Origin of the sequence: Pacificibacter sp., from assembly GCF_039769035.1 — a bacterium.
Lineage (GTDB): Bacteria > Pseudomonadota > Alphaproteobacteria > Rhodobacterales > Rhodobacteraceae > Celeribacter.
The window spans coordinates 1-17,338 of sequence record NZ_JBDMZG010000180.1 but is presented as its reverse complement, the minus strand read 5'-3'; the positions used below and the strand labels follow the sequence as shown (position 1 = coordinate 17,338).

General features: G+C 54.9%; 15 protein-coding genes. 12 read left to right on the top strand and 3 right to left on the bottom strand.

The genetic code is table 11. The features are described 5' to 3' along the window. The 10 genes from ABF287_RS14945 to ABF287_RS14900 all read left to right on the top strand — a co-directional run. Positions 1-915, top strand: a 915-nt coding sequence (locus ABF287_RS14945; protein WP_347185796.1) for an ActS/PrrB/RegB family redox-sensitive histidine kinase, incomplete at its 5' end; no start/stop codon positions are given. 85 nt (positions 916-1,000) lie between these two features. Further along, entirely contained in the window at positions 1,001-2,587 is a 1,587-nt protein-coding gene (locus ABF287_RS14940) for a PAS-domain containing protein (RefSeq protein ID WP_347185795.1), read from the top strand. 40 nt (positions 2,588-2,627) lie between these two features. Further along, the gene (locus ABF287_RS14935; RefSeq protein WP_347185794.1) at positions 2,628-3,650 is read left to right on the top strand and encodes a phosphotransferase; all 1,023 of its coding nucleotides are present in this window, start codon (positions 2,628-2,630) and stop codon (positions 3,648-3,650) included. After that, the gene (locus tag ABF287_RS14930) at positions 3,626-4,300 is read left to right on the top strand and encodes a nucleotidyltransferase family protein (RefSeq protein ID WP_347185793.1); all 675 of its coding nucleotides are present in this window, start codon (positions 3,626-3,628) and stop codon (positions 4,298-4,300) included. Before ABF287_RS14935 ends, ABF287_RS14930 begins: the two co-directional genes overlap by 25 nt. Positions 4,301-4,304: 4 nt before the next feature. After that, positions 4,305-7,292: a double-strand break repair protein AddB gene (gene addB, locus ABF287_RS14925; protein ID WP_347185792.1), complete on the top strand. Its 2,988-nt coding sequence runs from the start codon at positions 4,305-4,307 to the stop codon at positions 7,290-7,292. Beyond that, positions 7,289-10,687 carry a double-strand break repair helicase AddA gene (gene addA, locus ABF287_RS14920; protein ID WP_347185791.1) on the top strand — a complete coding sequence of 1,133 codons (3,399 nt, stop codon included), beginning with the start codon at positions 7,289-7,291 and terminating at the stop codon, positions 10,685-10,687. The genes addB and addA overlap by 4 nt, the downstream gene beginning before the upstream one ends. A 55-nt stretch (positions 10,688-10,742) precedes the next feature. Continuing rightward, a complete protein-coding gene (gene trxA, locus ABF287_RS14915) occupies positions 10,743-11,063 on the top strand; it encodes a thioredoxin (RefSeq protein WP_347185790.1) in 321 nt (106 codons plus the stop codon). A 120-nt stretch (positions 11,064-11,183) separates the two neighbouring features. Next, a complete protein-coding gene (hslV, locus tag ABF287_RS14910) occupies positions 11,184-11,741 on the top strand; it encodes an ATP-dependent protease subunit HslV (RefSeq protein WP_347185789.1) in 558 nt (185 codons plus the stop codon). After that, positions 11,738-13,042, top strand: coding sequence for an ATP-dependent protease ATPase subunit HslU (gene hslU / locus ABF287_RS14905; RefSeq protein ID WP_347185788.1), 1,305 nt, complete (start codon positions 11,738-11,740; stop codon positions 13,040-13,042). The genes hslV and hslU overlap by 4 nt, the downstream gene beginning before the upstream one ends. 72 nt (positions 13,043-13,114) lie before the next feature. Next, entirely contained in the window at positions 13,115-14,359 is a 1,245-nt protein-coding gene (locus ABF287_RS14900) for an MFS transporter (protein ID WP_347185787.1), read from the top strand. On the opposite strand, the gene ABF287_RS14895 is transcribed toward ABF287_RS14900, so the two are convergent. Both ABF287_RS14895 and ABF287_RS14890 read right to left on the bottom strand, forming a co-directional pair. Further along, entirely contained in the window at positions 14,321-14,938 is a 618-nt protein-coding gene (locus ABF287_RS14895; RefSeq protein WP_347185786.1) for a Smr/MutS family protein, read from the bottom strand. The two genes, ABF287_RS14900 and ABF287_RS14895, sit on opposite strands and share 39 nt — an antisense overlap. Positions 14,939-15,036: 98 nt before the next feature. Beyond that, the gene (locus ABF287_RS14890) at positions 15,037-15,696 is read right to left on the bottom strand and encodes a Tim44/TimA family putative adaptor protein (RefSeq protein ID WP_347185785.1); all 660 of its coding nucleotides are present in this window, start codon (positions 15,694-15,696) and stop codon (positions 15,037-15,039) included. Positions 15,697-15,803: 107 nt separating this feature from the next. On the opposite strand from ABF287_RS14890, the gene ABF287_RS14885 reads away from it, so the two are divergent. After that, on the top strand, positions 15,804-16,298 hold the full coding sequence (locus ABF287_RS14885; protein ID WP_347185784.1) for an FxsA family protein: 495 nt from the start codon (positions 15,804-15,806) through the stop codon (positions 16,296-16,298). Positions 16,299-16,355: 57 nt separating this feature from the next. Next, positions 16,356-16,877, top strand: coding sequence for a protein-export chaperone SecB (gene secB, locus ABF287_RS14880; RefSeq protein WP_347185783.1), 522 nt, complete (start codon positions 16,356-16,358; stop codon positions 16,875-16,877). 8 nt (positions 16,878-16,885) lie between these two features. Here the strand turns inward: secB and ABF287_RS14875 are convergent. After that, positions 16,886-17,338 (bottom strand): exonuclease domain-containing protein (locus tag ABF287_RS14875; RefSeq protein WP_347185782.1); only part of this gene is annotated, 453 nt, incomplete at its 5' end.

Genomic DNA, 17,338 nt, shown 5'->3' with positions numbered 1-17,338 from the left:
TTGCCCGATATTTTTGTCATCGGTTCATGGGCGGGCATCGTTGTGGGCGTGGTGTTTTTGGGCGTTTATGCGTGGAAAGTGACCTCGGAAATCCACACCATGTCAGAGGCGCTTTTGGCGACGCAAATGGCGCTGGGACGGGAGCAAAAGCTCACCGATTTGGGCGGCGTTGTTGCGGCAGCCGCGCACGAACTCGGCACGCCTTTGGCGACGATCAAACTGGTGAGTGCGGAACTTGTCGACGATCTGTCTGAATTCGAAGATTTCCGCGCAGATGCGCAGCTTATTCACGAACAGGCGGACAGGTGCAGGGATATTTTGCGCTCCATGGGGCGCAGTGGAAAGAACGATCTGCACCTGCAAGTGGCGCCGCTGCAAGCCGTGATCGAAGAGGCCGCAGAGCCCCATATGGATCGTGGCAAAACTGTGATGATAGAGGTCATTGGCGACGACGACGATTTGGAACAACCGCATGTGTTTCGTCATCCCGAAATGATCCACGGGCTGCGCAATTTGGTACAGAACGCCGTCGATTTTTCGACATCCACGGTTTGGGTCGAAGCAATGTGGACGCAAGACACCATCAGCGTGCGCATTATTGACGATGGCGCGGGGTTTCCGCCCTCGGTTATCGGCAAGATCGGTGATCCGTTTATGCGTCGGCGCAGACCGGACGTGGATGCCGAAAAACGCCCCGCTTATGAAGGCATGGGGCTGGGGCTTTTCATCGCCAAAACCTTGCTGGAACGCACAGGTGCAGAAATTTCATTTGCCAACGGGTCCGACCCCCATGATCAACATCTGCACAGCGGTCGCCGGTCTGGGGCAATTGTGGAACTGATTTGGCCAATCGCGCGCATCGCAGTGCCCAAAGAAGAACAAACCAAGGCTCTTGGTGCAAATATGCCATTTTAGTGTGAAAAATTCGGAGACTTAACGGTCTTTTAACCAAAGTTTTGAAAAGTCATTTCCGGGCGAATTTGCGCAATTGGAAATTTTGATGACGTTCGATTTGATACTCACGCTTTCGGTTTTGTCGCTGGCCGCGATGTGCATGGCCCTTGTCGTGCTTTGTGGCGTGGCGCACATCACCGACCGCAAAACAAAACCCGACACCATCGCATCACATATCGACGACTCCGAAGTCATTTTCCTATTCGACGACGACACCCTGATGAGCGCGACACCATCGGCGCAAAAGATCTTGGAGTCAGCGGCAGAAGTGGGATCAGATTGGTCAAAACTGCTCAGCGTGTTTCTGCAACGCTTTCCCACACTGCAAATCGAAATCGGCGAGCTGGAAAAACGCGGCCAAATGGACATCCACTCTCGGGATGGCGCAACCATTTTGCGCGGCGAATGGCGCAACGGATTGGCCCGCCTGTCCCTGCTTGAAAAAGACACACCGCGCGCGCGTATCGAGATAGATCACTTGTCGATTGCGGCGATGAACCAAGAACTCGAAACTCTGCGCGCAACCACCGAACATGTGCCCTTTTTGGTGTGGCGCGAACTGAAAGACGGCACGGTAAGCTGGGCAAATGCCGCCTATATGTCGCTCGCAGACGCTCAAAGATCCGCCACGCAAAGCCCCAGTTGGCCACCAGCGTCGCTTTTTGACACGCGCTTGCTGCACAAAACCGAACGGGGCGATTTCAAACGCCTGAACCTGAACTCCGACACCTCAAATGACCGTATTTATGAGGTGTTCACCTTCCCTGTGGGCGAGGACACGTTGTACACCGCAATCCCCGCGGACCGCACCGTCGAGGCCGAAAAAGCGCTTTGCGACTTCCGCCAAACCTTGACCAAAACCTTTGCGCATTTGACCATCGGGCTGGTTGTCTTTGACCGCAATCGCAACCTTGCTTTGTTCAATCCGGCGTTGACAGACTTGACAGCCCTGCCCTTCGATTTTCTGTCCAACAAGCCAACGCTGACCGATTTCTTGGACCGGCTGCGCGACACGAAAATGATGCCAGAACCCAAAGACTATAAAACGTGGCGCAGCGATATCTCAAAACTTGAATCTGCTGCAACCAACGGAACTTACGGCGAAATTTGGTCGTTACACGGCGGCATGACATACCGCGTCACCGGCCGGCCACATCCCGACGGAGCCATTGCCTTTTTGTTCGAAGATATCAGTGCCGAAATGTCCCTGACACGGCGCTTTCGGGCAGAAATCGAAACAGGCCAAGCGGTGTTCGATTCCTTGGATGAAGCCATCGCGGTCTTTGCAAATGACGGCACGCTTTTGATGGCCAACAGCGCCTACACATCGCTTTGGGGCGACGACGGATTGGAAGACGCCCGCGACACTGGCGTTTTAGAGGCCACCCGTATTTGGCATTCAAAATGCGCGCCAAACCCGATTTGGAGCGACGTGCGCGATTTTGTCGGTCGTTTGGGCGAACGCGCTGAATGGAAAAGTTCGGCACGCCTGTGGGATGGTCGCCAGCTTACTTGTCGCTTTGCGCCTTTGCCTGGTGGTCAAACCCTAGCTGGATTTTCCCCAAAGGGCCCCGCGCCAAGCCTGCGTCCAGACACACAACCCGTCGCAGATCCTCGGTTTGTCGAGATGTGATCGCTCTTGTCACGGCGCGCCAGCGCTTTAAAGTCGGCGCATGACAGAACGCGCCCAGCTTACCGACCACTTTCTTTCCAAAACGCCTTGGCAAAACGCACAACGAACGCCCCTTGCAGGGGATGCTTCGCTGCGCCGCTATGAACGGCTTTTTGACCCAACCACTCAACGCCGCGCCATTTTGATGGATGCCCCGCCCGAAAAGGGCGAAGACGTGCGCCCATTCATGAAAGTCGCGCAATATTTGCTGGCCAACGGGCTTGCTGCGCCTGAAATTTATGAGGCGGACGACCACCGCGGATTTCTTATTCTAGAAGACTTTGGGCATGATCTGTTTGACGTCGTGTGCGATCAGAATCCGAACAAAGAGCACGAAATCTACGCCGCCGCTGTTGATGCTCTGGTCGTTTTGGCGCAGGCTCCTGCCTTGCCAGACGCCGAAGATTATCATCCGAAAATGCTCGATTTGGCACTGTCTTGCTACAAATGGTACGCGGAACCCGCGGCAGAACGCGATCTGAGTGACGCCAAAGCGGCTTGCTGCGCGGCGCTTGAACCACTCATCGCCTCATTGGGGGAAGGTCGCGTCACGATTTTGCGCGATTTTCATGCGCAAAACCTGTTGTGGCTGCCCACGCGCCCTGCCCCGAAAAACGTTGGCTTGCTGGATTTCCAAGATGCAATGTTGGGCCACCCCGCGTATGATCTGATCTCATTAACCACAGATGCGCGCCGCGATGTGTCGCCAGAGGTTCAAAAGATGTGCGCGGACCGTTTTGTGGATCAAATGTCGTTTGATCCCGTCCAGTTTTCACGCGAAGCCGCGATTTGTGCCGTTCAGCGCAATCTGCGCATTTTGATGATTTTCGGGCGCATGTCGCTGTACTTTAAAAAGCCACATTACGTTGACCTGATCCCGCGTGTTTGGGGGCATTTGATGCATGACCTTGCCCATCCTGATTTGGCGCAGCTGTCCGATGTGATCAAAACCACAATCCCCGCGCCAACCCCTGACATTTTGAAAAGGTTGAAAGAACAATGCGGAACAGTCCTGACACTGTAATGTTTTTTTGCGCAGGGCGCGGCACACGCATGCGCGCTCTGACCGAAAGCCAACCTAAACCCATGATCAACGTCGCGGGTCGGCCGCTGGTGGATCATGCGATCGATGCGATGGACGGCGTCAACAGACGCTTTGCCAACCTGCATTATCAACCAGAGATGTTGGAAAAACACCTGAGTTACGCGGGAATCGAGACTGTTTTTGAAGAGGAACTATTGGAAACGGGCGGTGGGTTGAAAAACGCATTGCCAGTTCTGGATCGCGACACGGTTTTCACCATGAACACCGACGCAGTTTGGAAAGGCCCCAAGCCCGCGCAGTTTCTTGCGCAATCTTGGAACCCAGATCGTATGGATGGGTTGCTGTTGTTGGTCCCAAAATCGCACGCCATCGGCCACAAAGGCACGGGTGATTTCACCTCTGCTCCAGACGGTCAAATCGCGCGCGGACCTGGTGATGTTTATAGCGGGCTACAGATCCTCAAAACCAAATATGTGAAGGCCATAACGGACAGTTACTTTTCCCTGAATGTGGTGTGGGATGATCTGTTGGCGCGCGGCACGCTTTTTGGTGCAGTTTTTCCAGGTCAATGGTGTGACGTTGGCCATCCTGATGCTATCCTTCTTGCAGAAACCCTTTTGAAAGACTGAAATTATGTTCACGAAATCGGACGGCCCACGCGTTTTTGGCTTGCCCTGCGGCGTTCGTTTTCCTTTCGCGCTCAAAGATGGCCTGATGCAGCGGCTCAATTTGCAGTCGCCGGATGCCTTGGCGCGGGTAGAGATTTTCGTGAACTCCGCGCGCATGCGCAAAGATTTGAAGTTGGCATTTGATGATGGGCAGACCCATTTCTTGCCCAAAATCCGTCTGATCACCGAGCTTGGCTCTGACGTGGCGGCGCGCGATGTCGATGCAGGGGTTTCAGGGCTTAGACGGCGGCTTGAATTGTCGCAACTTGTAGCGCGCTTTTTGGACCAAGAACCAGATTTTGCGGCACGATCAACGATTTACGATCTAGCCGATAGCCTTGCTGCGCTTTTGGCCGAGATGCACGAAGAAGGTGTCTCGCCTGCCGATTTGGATGCGATCAACATCGAAGATACATCCGGTCATTGGACGCGCGCGCGGCGGTTTATGTCGATTATCTCTGACTTTTTCGATCCGACCCAAAACCAGCCACCGATGCCCGAAGCGCGGCTGAAAATGGTGGTGGATCTGTTGCGCGAAAGCTGGGACGCAGCGCCGCCCCAACACCCGATTATTGTCGCGGGCTCAACAGGATCGCGCGGCACGACCTCTGCGTTTATGGAACTGGTCGCCAATCTGCCGCAAGGGGCCGTGGTGTTGCCTGGTGTTGATTTTGGCATGTCGGCTGACACTTGGGACAAGATCGAGTCCTCGGACGCTTTTGAGCACCCGCAAGCGCGCTTTTCAAGCTTGGCGAAACGGCTGGGAATTGCACCGCGTGCCATCGAAAACTGGGCGCCAGATGCGACGGAAAACACCGCCAGAAATGCGCTTGTATCGCTGGCTTTGCGCCCTGCCCCTGTCACCGATCAATGGATGACCGATGGGCCACGGTTCAAAAATGTTGCTGAGGCCTGCCAAGATTTGACCTTGATCGAAGCTCCCGATGCGCGATCCGAGGCCGTGAGCATTGCTTTGGCTCTGCGCAAAGCCGCCGAAGATGGGCAAAAGGCAGCCTTGATCACTCCAGATCGTGCGCTTGCCCGCCATGTTACGGCTGTTTTGGATCGTTGGGACATTGCGCCGGACGACAGTGCGGGGATTCCGTTGAATCAAACCCCGCCAGGTCGGTTGCTGCGCCATGTGTCCAGCGCGCTGGGGCGTCCGACGTCATCAGAAGACCTTTTGGTTTTGCTGAAGCACCCGTTGGTTGCGCGCGGCGTGGTTGCGCGCGGCGCGGATGATGAAAAAGGCATGCGCGGGTTTCACCTGCTTTGGACCCGCAATCTTGAACAAAAACTGCGCAAGTATGGTCCCGCCTTTCCGGCGCGCAGTGATCTTATGGCATGGGCGGAAAAGCCAAAAGACAGCGAGGTCGTTGACCCCAATCTTGTTGCATGGTCGGCTTGGGTGTCTGACATCATCGAGAGCTTGCAAGCGGCCGACACCGCGCATCTTGAGGAGCATCTCAAGCGGGTGATCGCGCTGTCCGAGATGCTTGTCTGCGGACCGAATTCGAGCGATTCCAGCGAACTGTGGCAGCAATCCGCAGGGCGTGAAGCGCTGCGCGTGATCACCGAATTGACAGCCGAGGCCCCGCATGGTGGCCATATGACCACGCATGAATTTGCTTCTTTGTTCAACGCGATCGTCGGCCGAGGCCTTGCGCGTGATCCCTCACCCAAACACCCCGGCATTTTGATTTGGGGAACGCTAGAGGCGCGCGCTCAGGGCGCTGATTTGGTCATTCTTGGGGGTTTGAACGAAACTGTGTGGCCCGCAGCACCTGCGCCAGATCCGTGGTTCAGCCGTGACATGCGCAAGCAAGCGGGGCTTTTGCCGCCAGAGCAGCAAATCGGCCTTGCAGCCCATGATTTTCAACAAGCTATCGGCGCGTCTTCGGTGATTTTGACCCGTGCCAAGCGCAATGCAGAAGCGGAAACCGTTGCCTCGCGCTGGGTGATCCGCTTGACCAACTTGCTGGCGGGCATGTCTGATGAAGGGGCCGACGCGCTGGCGCAAATGCGTGCTCGTGGAAACGTTTTTATCGACATGGCGCGCGTGCTTGAACGCCCGAGTGAACAAGAAACCGTGCCCATGGCGCATCGGCCCAGCCCGCGTCCGCCCTATGCGGCGCGCCCCAGACAGTTGTCAGTGACGCGGATCGAAACGCTCGTGCGGGACCCCTATCAGATTTATGCCAGCCGTATTTTGCGCCTGAACAAACTGAACCCGCTGACGCAATCGGCCGATCCGCGTGATCGCGGCACAGCGTTTCACAAAGTGATGGAAGAATTCGTCGCCCACACCCGTGATGAAACACCGTCTGAGGCGGCGGCGCGGTTTGTGGCCACGGCGGAAACTGTGCTTGAGCAGACCGTTTTGTGGCCTGCCGCGCGGCGCATTTGGTTAGGACGACTGAAGAAAATCGCCCTGCCATTGGTGATGCGCGAGGCGGAAAATCGCAAGATTGGCACGCCTGTCGCGACTGAAGTCAAAGGGGGGTACCACTTTAAGGACATCGATTTTTCACTCACCTGTGAGGCCGATCGCATCGATGAAACCGAAGGGGGCGACTACATTATTTACGACTATAAGACCGGTGCGCCACCTTCGAAAAAGCAGACCGAAACCCTGCGGATGCAGCTGCACCTTGAGGCAATTATGCTGGAAAATGGCGGCTTTAAGGGGATTCACACAGGGCGCGTATTTGAGGTGGCCTATCTGGGGCTTGACGGAAAGACCAGCCAGACCCGCCTGCCCTTGTTGCCCGGTGATACCCAAAAAATCGAAGCGCGTTTCACTGATCTTATTCGCAACTACGACGACCCTGCTCAGGGGTATACATCGCGTCGCATCATTCAAAGCGTGTCCTTTGCTGGTGATTTTGACCACTTGGCGCGGGTTGGTGAATGGTCTGACAGCGATGCGCCCGTGCCGGAGGATGTGCAATGACCTTTTTGGATGACGCAACTCGTAGGCAAATTGCAGCCGCCAAACCAGACAGTTCAACTTGGGTGTCGGCAAATGCTGGATCGGGCAAAACCAAGGTGCTGACCGACCGCGTTGCACGCCTTTTGTTGGCGGGCACGCCGCCGCAGCATATTTTGTGTCTGACCTACACGAAGGCCGCCGCGTCCGAGATGCAAAACAGGTTGTTCAAACGGCTTGGCGCTTGGGCGATGATGCAAGACGACGCCTTGGCGCTTGAGCTGCAAGCGCTCGCCCCTGACACGGCATTGACCGACGAAGAAATGCGGCATGCGCGCACGCTGTTTGCGCGGGCTGTGGAAACGCCTGGTGGGCTGAAAATTCAGACGATCCATTCGTTTTGTGGCGCGCTTTTGCGGCGGTTTCCGCTTGAAGCAGGTGTGTCGCCGCAATTCAAAGAACTTGATGAGCGCGAAACCAACGCCATTTTGGCGGACGTTTTGGACCGCATGGCTGAAGGTGATGGGCGCGATGCGATTGACGCTGTGGCCACGCATATTTCTGGCCAAGATGACATTGATCCGCTGCATTTGGCGCAACAAATTGTGCGCAAACGCGAAGATTTTCGCACGCCTGCCAGCGAGACCGACATTTGGGCGTGGTTTGATTTGCCTGATGGCTATAGCGAACACGATTTGCTGGGGTCCGTGTTTTTGGGCGATGAGGATGAGGCCTTAACGCGGGCTGCAAGTGTGATGGACGGCTCGCCCAACAAAACGGATGTGACCGCCGCCGCGATGTTGCGCGGTTGGGTGGGTGCCCAGCCTTCTGTTGGTTTGTTGCAGGAATTCGCAGGGGGTTTTCTGACCAAATCGGGCGAAAACCAAGGATTGTCGCGGTTTGGGCGTGCGCGTGCGGGGCTTCCGACCAAGAAACTTGCAACGCTTGAGCCGGAGGCTTTGCGGCAATTGTCGGAGCTGATGGAGCGCGTTTCGCAAGCGGCGATCAATTTACGCGCCTTGCAGTCAGCCCGAAAAACGGCCGCGCTGCATCAGTTTGCGGCGGCGCTTTTGCAACCGTATTACGACACGAAAGCGCGGCTTGGCTTGCTTGATTTCGACGATTTGGTGCTGAAAGCCCGCGATTTGCTGTCGATTTCCAGCGTCGCGCAATGGGTTTTGTTTCGATTGGATGGTGGCATTGACCACATTCTTGTGGACGAAGCGCAAGACACCAGCCCCGATCAATGGACAGTCATTCGCCTGCTCGCTGAAGAATTCACGGTGGGTGAAGGGGCGCGGGCGGATGTGACGCGCACGATCTTTGTAGTGGGTGACAAAAAGCAGTCGATTTATTCGTTTCAAGGGGCTGCGCCTGATGCCTTTGATGACATGAAACACCATTTCGGCGCGCGCCTTGGTGAGGCTGGGCAGTCGCTGCAAGACGTAGCGTTGCAACATTCGTTCCGGTCATCACCTGCCATTTTGTCGCTTACCGACCAGACTTTTGCGCAAACTGGCGGGCATGGTGTGGGCGGCGACACCAACCACATCGCTTTTTTCGAAGACATTCCGGGGCGGGTGGATCAATGGCCTTTGGTCGAAACCGAACCCAGCGAACCCGAGCCTGACGATTGGGAAAATCCCACGGATTTGGTGTCGCCTGAACACCACAGCATTCGATTGGCGGGCATGATCGCGCGCCACGTCAAAGACATGATCGAAACGGGGTCCATTCCGCGTAAAGACGGCGAAAGCACCAACATCAAACCGGGTGATATTTTGATTTTGGTGCGCAATCGGTCGGGGTTGTTTTACCCAATGATCCGCGCGCTGAAAAAGCTGTCTTTGCCCGTCGCGGGTGCCGATCAGTTGATTTTGAACGATGAATTGGCTGTGAAAGATATGACGTCGCTTTTGGCGTTTTTGTCGTTGCAAGATGACGATCTAGCCTTGGCGGAGGCGCTAAAGTCGCCTTTGTTTGGCTGGTCTGAGCAAGATCTGTTTTCGCTGGCGCATACGCGTACCGCCGCCACGTTGTGGCGCGAATTGCGGGATCGTCGTGCGGATTGGCCGACCACCTTTGAGGTTTTGGACGACTTGCGCCACACGTCAGAATTTTTGCGACCCTATGATTTGATTCAGCGCATTTTGGTGCGTCACGGCGGGCGTAAAAAATTCTTGGCGCGTTTGGGCAATGAGGCCGAAGACGGCTTGGATGCGCTTTTGCACCAAGCTTTGCATTATGAAACGACGCAAACGCCCAGTCTGACCGGCTTTATCGGTTGGCTTGGTGCCGAGGAAATCAAACTAAAACGCGTGCTGGATGAGTCCTCGAACCTGATCCGCGTGATGACCGTGCACGGATCGAAAGGGTTGGAAGCGCCCATCGTGATTTTGCCCGATACGCTGCGCGAAACCCAAGAGCCGAAGAACGAACTTGTTGATCTAGGCAGCGGTCAAATTGCGTGGAAATCGAGCAAAGACAGCAACCCAGAGGCGCTGAAACAGTCTCTAACCCAGCTGAAAGACAAGGAAGAGGAAGAAGCGCGCCGACTTTTGTACGTTGCGATGACGCGGGCTGAAAACTGGTTGATCGTGGCGGGCGCTGGCAAAATGAAAAAGGACAGCGGCTGTTGGTATCGCTTGGTTGAAGACGGAATGCGCGCAGCGGATGCGACGGAACACGCCTTTCCAAGCGGGCTTGGCACGCGGTTTGAACATGGCGTTTGGCCTGAGCGCACGGGCGAGGTGGACGCCACAACCCCTGACACAGCCTTGTTGCCGGATTGGGTCAAAGACAAAGCGATCGTGACGCCTGAAAAGAATATATATCTGTCGCCATCCGATTTGGGCGGCGCCAAAGCACTGGCGGGCACTGTGTCTGGGCGCGACGAAGAGGCCGCCATGCGTCACGGCAGCCAGTTGCACCTTTTGTTGGAACATTTGCCGGATCATCCGTCAGAAGCATGGCCAGACATTGCACGGTCACTTTTGCAAACGGGCGATTTATTTGCGACCCCGCGTGAACGCGACACGATTCTGGCAGAAGCCACCCGCGTGATGACGCAAACCTATGATTGGGATGTGTTTGGCGCAGGATCTTTGGCCGAAGTTCCGTTTTCAGGCACTTTGCCGTCGCTCAATCATCAGGCGGTTCATGGCATCATCGACCGGTTGATTGTGGACGATGCCGTTGTGCGTGTCGTTGACTATAAATCCAATGAAATCATACCCGAAACGCCAAATGAGGTGCCTGTCGGATTGCTTAGGCAGATGGGGGCATATCTTGAGGTCTGTGCAGCGATGTATCCTAATCATCAGATAGAAGTGGCTATTTTGTGGACACGCACCGCCACACTTATGCCATTGGCGCACGATATGGTGATGTCAGCATTTCAAGAGGCCACTACATCTTGACCCTTGGGGGCAGGACACCTAGGTTCTGAGCAAGATTGAAATCAGGAGAGATCAAATGGCCACTGTTGCTGTCACAGATGCAAGTTTTGAAGCCGATGTTCTTAAATCCGACGTTCCAGTGATCGTCGATTTTTGGGCTGAATGGTGCGGACCATGTAAACAAATCGGGCCAGCGCTCGAAGAATTGTCTGCAGAGTTCGAAGGCAAAGTTAAAATCGTCAAAGTAAACATTGACGAAAACCCGAATTCACCAGCGCAGTTTGGTGTACGCTCCATTCCAGCGCTTTTCATGGTGAAAAACGGTGAAGTTGTGTCCAACAAAGTTGGCGCAGCGCCTAAAACCGCTATCGCAAGCTGGATCACAGAAAGCGTTTAAGTCTTTTTGTAAATGACTGAAAAAGGGGTGCCATCGGTGCCCCTTTTTTATACGGTACGTTCCATTGACTTGCGTTGGCGCAGGGGCGTTCACATATAGACTGCAACGAGAGGACAAATCATGGCTGATGATCAATTCCCAGGCTGGCACGGCACGACCATTATCGGTGTGCGGCGCGGCAATGAGGTCGTCGTTGCAGGCGACGGACAAGTGAGTCTTGGACAGACTGTTATCAAAGGCACCGCGCGCAAAGTGCGTCGTCTGAAGCCCGGTGGACATGAAGTTGTTGCGGGTTTTGCAGGCTCGACTGCGGATGCTTTTACGCTTTTGGAACGTCTTGAGGCGAAACTTGAGGCCACACCCGGTCAATTGGCGCGCGCAAGCGTGGAATTGGCCAAGGATTGGCGCACAGATAAATACCTGCAAAAGCTGGAAGCGATGCTGATCGTCACCGACGGAACCGAGCTTTTGGTCATCACCGGCGCGGGTGATGTGTTGGAGCCTGAACATGACGTGGCTGCGATTGGATCGGGCGGAAACTTTGCTTTGGCGGCCGCGCGTGGCCTGATGGAAACCGAAAAATCCGCTGAAGAAATTGCGCGCTCTGCGATGGCGATTGCTTCGGACATTTGTGTGTACACCAACGGAAAATTGACCGTGGAGACGATTAAAAAATGACCAACTTGACCCCACGCGAAATCGTATCTGAGCTGGATCGCTTTATCATTGGTCAAAACGACGCCAAGCGCGCTGTTGCCGTGGCGTTGCGCAATCGCTGGCGTCGCAAGCAGTTGGACGATGATCTGCGCGATGAAGTGTACCCTAAGAATATCTTGATGATCGGGCCAACTGGCGTTGGTAAAACCGAAATTTCGCGACGTTTGGCCAAGCTTGCCCGCGCGCCCTTTATCAAAGTTGAGGCCACGAAATTTACCGAAGTGGGATATGTCGGGCGTGATGTGGAACAGATCGTGCGCGATTTGGTGGATGCCGCGATTTCCGAGACCCGTGAATACATGCGCGAAGATGTCAAAGCCAAGGCGCATCAAGCCGCGGAAGATCGCGTGATCGAGGCCATTGCAGGCACAGATGCGCGCGAACAGACGCGTGAGATGTTTCGCAAGAAACTGAAATCAGGCGCGCTGGACGACACTGAAATTGAACTTGAGATGCAAGACACATCGTCGCCGATGGGTGGGTTTGAAGTGCCTGGTCAGCCGCAAATGGGCGGCATGATGAACCTTGGTGATATTTTCGGCAAAGCCTTTGCGGGGCGCACGGTGCGCAAGAAAATAAAGGTGTCCGAAAGCTACGACGTGCTGATTTCGGAAGAGGCCGACAAGCTGTTAGATGACGAAACCGTCACGCGCAATGCGCTTGAAGCTGTTGAGCAAAATGGCATCGTGTTTTTGGATGAAATCGACAAAGTTTGTGCGCGTGCAGATGCGCGTGGCGCGGATGTGTCGCGCGAAGGGGTGCAACGCGATTTGCTGCCTTTGATCGAGGGCACGACCGTTTCGACCAAACATGGCCCTGTGAAAACCGACCATATTTTGTTCATCGCCTCTGGTGCGTTCCACGTGGCTAAGCCTTCGGATTTATTACCAGAATTGCAAGGTCGCTTGCCAATTCGCGTTGAATTGCAAGCCTTGGGCGAGGGCGACTTTGTGCGCATTTTGACCGAAACCGACAATGCGCTGACGTTGCAATACACAGCGCTGATGGCGACCGAAGAGGTCACCGTGCAGTTCACCGAAAAAGGCATCAAGGCCATCGCATCTGTCGCGGCTGAGGTGAACACCACCGTTGAAAACATCGGCGCGCGGCGGCTTTACACCATTCTGGAACGGGTGTTCGAAGAGCTGTCTTTTGCAGCGCCCGATCGCGGCGGCGAGACCATTACGGTTGATGATGCATATGTCCGCGCAAGCGTGGGTGACATGGCGCAAACGGCGGATGTAAGCCGCTTTATGCTCTAGGGAATTTTTGCACAGGGCCTTTTCGCCCGTGTTTTGTGCTTTCTTTTTGGCCAACACGCGCTACACGGACGCATGAGCTATGTGCAATTTATCATCCAAAACGCCCGTTGGTTGCTGGCCGGCTTTTTGCTGTGCCTGACGTCTTCCTATGGGCAGACGTATTTCATTTCGATTTTTGCAGGCGAAATCCGCGCTGAATTTGGCCTAAGTCATACGGCGTGGGGTTGGATTTATGCGGCGGGCACGATGGCCTCGGCTGCGACGATGGTTTGGGCGGGCACGCTGACAGATCGGTTCCGCGTGCGCCAATTGGCCCCTGTGGTTTTGATCGGATTGGCGCTGGCCAGTTTGTCGATGTCACTGGTGCCAAGTGCGGTGCTGCTTGTCGGTGTGATTTTCGCGCTGCGCCTGTTTGGGCAAGGCATGTCGGGGCATATCGCGATGGTCGCCATGGCGCGGTGGTTTCACGCGACGCGCGGACGGGCTTTGTCGATTGCCACGCTTGGGTTTGCTGTTGGCAACGCGATTTATCCGATGATCTTTGTGGCTTTGATGGCCTTTTTCGGTTGGCGAGAGTTGTGGGTGTTGGCCGCGGGGCTTGCTGTGCTTTTGATCCCTGTGATCAAATGGCTGCTGCGCACTGAGCGCACACCGCAGTCTATCGCCAAATCGCATGCGTCTTTGGGCATGAACGGCGTGCATTGGACCCGCAAAGACATGTTCAAACACTGGCTGTTTTGGATGGTCATTCCTTTGGTTATTGGACCGCCTGCATGGATCACCGCGTTCTTTTTCCAGCAGGTGCCTTTGGTGGAGGCCAAGGGCTGGTCGCTGCTGGAATTCGTGGCGCTATTTCCGATCATGACGCTGGGCTCTGTGCTGAACAATGTGGCCGCAGGTGTGGCTGTGGATCGTTGGGGAGCAGGGCGGTTGTTGCCCTTTATGGTCATGCCGTTTTTGATCGGCTTCGTGATCTTCGGCACCAGCAGCTCAATCATGATGGCGGGGCTTGGCATCACTTTTTTGGGCATCGGCATGGGGTCGCAAGGCACGATTGTAAGCGCTTTTTGGGCGGAACATTACGGCACGCAGTTCATCGGATCGATCAAGGCGGCGATCATGGCGCTGTCTGTCTTCGGGTCGGCGATTGGGCCTGCCGTGTCAGGATCACTGATTGACGCGGGGATCTCTCTGGATGCGCAACTGATTGGTTATGCTGGATATTTTGGTATCACGGCGGTGCTCGCGTATATGGGAACCACGCGCGCGCGCCCGCTTTTACCCGTTGCGCCGAAGATAGACGTAGTAGGCACCTGATCCGCCGTGCGACAGGTGGGCTTCGGTCACTTGCATCACCAATAGTTTCAACGGCGCGGCCCGCAGCCATTGCGGTGTTTGATGCTTGAGAATGCCCATGCGGGTTGGAATTGGACCGCCTTCGTCGCGGTCTTTGCCTTTGCCGGTGATGACCAGAACAAGGCGCAAACCGCGCGCGTGCGAGGACATAATGAAGTTTGTCAGGGCAGGGTGCGCTTGCGCCATTGTCATGCCGTGCAAATCAATGCGGGCCTCTGGCGCCAGTTTGCCCTTGCGCATTTTGCCGTATTTTTTGCGGTCCATTTGCAGCGGGGCTTGCTGTAGTTCGACCGAAATAGACGGCATCAAATTGTGGCGAGGTGCGGGCTTTTTGGCCTTACTGCCGACCGAGAACTCTTGGATCTGCTGTTTGAGTGTCTTGGGGTTTTTGCTTGGCTCAATCGGCTTTTTGGGCGGCGGTGTTGGGGTTTTTGAAACAGACGGCTTGGTTTCGGCATGCAAAGGGATGGTGGATTTTTTCACCTCATCCCACAAAGAGCGCTCTTCTTCGCTCAATGTTCTGTTGCGCCGTCGTGCCATGTCGGGTTCTGTTCCTCACGCCTATCGGCCAAATGCGTTTTTTCAAAGCGCCGAGACCGAAAAAAGCCAGTGCGGCAATCGCAGCACTGGCTTTGGTATTATGCGCCGGTTGCGACCAATTGCCAGTTTGGATCGTTGCTGCCCATGGGGCGCGCAAAGGTCCAAATGTCTTTTTGGTGCTTGGGTCTGTTGGGGTCGCCCTCAACAATTGCGCCTTCAGTATCACGTGCAACAGATGTGATTTCAGACACAAAGCGCACTTTGATTTCCTCTTCTTGGGCGTCGTGATCCAGTTCAACCGCAACGATTTGCGTTTCGCGCAAGCCGTTGAATTGCGCCTCGACGGTCAGACCCGCAACTTTGCGGCTGTCGATGACAGATTGGAACGCCTCTTCCACATCGTCAGAAATAAAGTCCGACACTTCGGACAGATCCCCGTTCTCAAAGCCCATCAAAATCATTTCATAGGCCGCACTTGCGCCATTCAAAAAGTCGATCACAGAAAAATCTGGTTCTGTGCGCTTCAGTTCGGCCAGCGCGATTGCCGCGTCTGATCCTTCGGGCACGTTGTCGACGATATCGTGATCCACGCCGCCTTCGATCACCTCGAATTTTGCTTTCGCATCAGCTTGCGTGTTGAGCGGATCAACACGTGGTTTTTCAAAACCTTCACGCGTCCCCAAGACATTGCGCAGGCGCAGTATCAAAAAAATTGCTATTCCGGCTAGAACCAGAACGGAGACCAAACTACTTCCCATCGATACCTCTTTTCTATCGGAGCATAGTAAAACGCTCGCTTTGTTCCTATGTAGGTTGTCGGTGGTACCAAGTCCACCAGTGCCGCCAACTTTTGAAAGGGCCTGCTATGTGGTTATTTGCATTTTTTGTTGCTGTTCCTGTGATTGAAATCGCCCTGTTCATTCAGGTCGGCGGATTTTTGGGCTTATTCCCAACATTGGCGATCGTGATTTTGACGGCCGTTTTGGGCAGCTATCTGGTCAAACAACAAGGTGCCATCGCGATGTCGCAGCTGCGATCTTCGTTTGGCGAATTGCGTGACCCGAGCGAACCCTTGGCCCATGGCGCGATGATTTTATTTTCGGGCGCTTTGCTTTTGACGCCTGGTTTTTTCACTGACGCCTTTGGATTTTTGCTGTTGGTGCCGGCGTTTCGCGCCTTTGCCTTCAAAGAATTGCAAAAACGCGTGTCCGTGCAAAGCTTCAGCATGGGCGGCAGCGCTGGGTTTCAAACCCAAAACCCGCGCCAAACCCACGACCCAGACGTCATTGATGGCGAATGGGAGCCTGTTTCCTCTGAGGATTCCGAGAATAATGGGACTTCTGGCTGGACGCGGCATTGAGCCGACTTTTCCAACCTGATACAAAGCGACGACTTTGAATTTTTGAGGATAAAACAGATGGCCGAAAACGGTGAAACAACGGCGCCAGCAGCGGAACAACCTGCTGAGCAAGTCAAAATGCAAGTTCTGGGCCAATTCGTCCGTGACATGTCGTTTGAAAACATTCTTGCGCAAAAAGGTTTGAAAGCCGAAGGGCGTCCAAACATTTCCGTACAAGTTGCACTTGATGCGAAAAAACGTGAAGGCGCGGACAACCAGTTTGAAGTTGCGATCAAATTGAACGTGAAATCCGAGACTGAAAACGCGGCTGAAACGCTGTTCATTCTTGAGCTGGATTACGCTGGCATTTTCCACATCGAAAATGTGCCTGACGCGCAAATGCACCCATACCTGATGATCGAATGCCCACGCATGTTGTTCCCGTTCACACGTCGCATCGTGCACGATTTGACACGTGACGGTGGCTTCCCGCCGCTGAACCTCGACACCATCGATTTTGTTCAGCTGTACCGCCAAGACATGCAGCGTCGCGCTGCTGCGCAACAAGCGGCTACACCAGCGGACGCGCCAGTTAACTAAGTCTAGCGCTATTTATTCCACAACGCGCCGTCGCCCATCGCCTCAACAAAGGCTGCATGGGCGGCGGCTTCTTCGTCAGTCAAACGGGGTGGCAAAGCCGTAGGCCGGCGCGATGGACGCCACTGATCAGAAGCCGCGGAAGTTGTGCCTGATTTGCTTTCTTTGGTGTCCGGTGCCAGCACCAAATCGGGCTGACGACCACCGATAAGCTCAAGATAAACTTCTGCCAAAATCTCGGAATCGAGCAACGCGCCGTGCAACGTACGGTTTGAGTTGTCGATGTGGAACCGCCGACACAAAGCATCCAGCGTTGCAGGCGAGCCGGGGAACTTTTTGCGCGCGATGGCGAGCGTATCGAGGGCCTGTTCAAACGGAATTTGTCGCAAGCCAGCGGTTTTAAGCTCGGCATTCAAGAATTTCATATCGAAGGCCGCGTTGTGGATCACAAGCGTGCTGTCGCC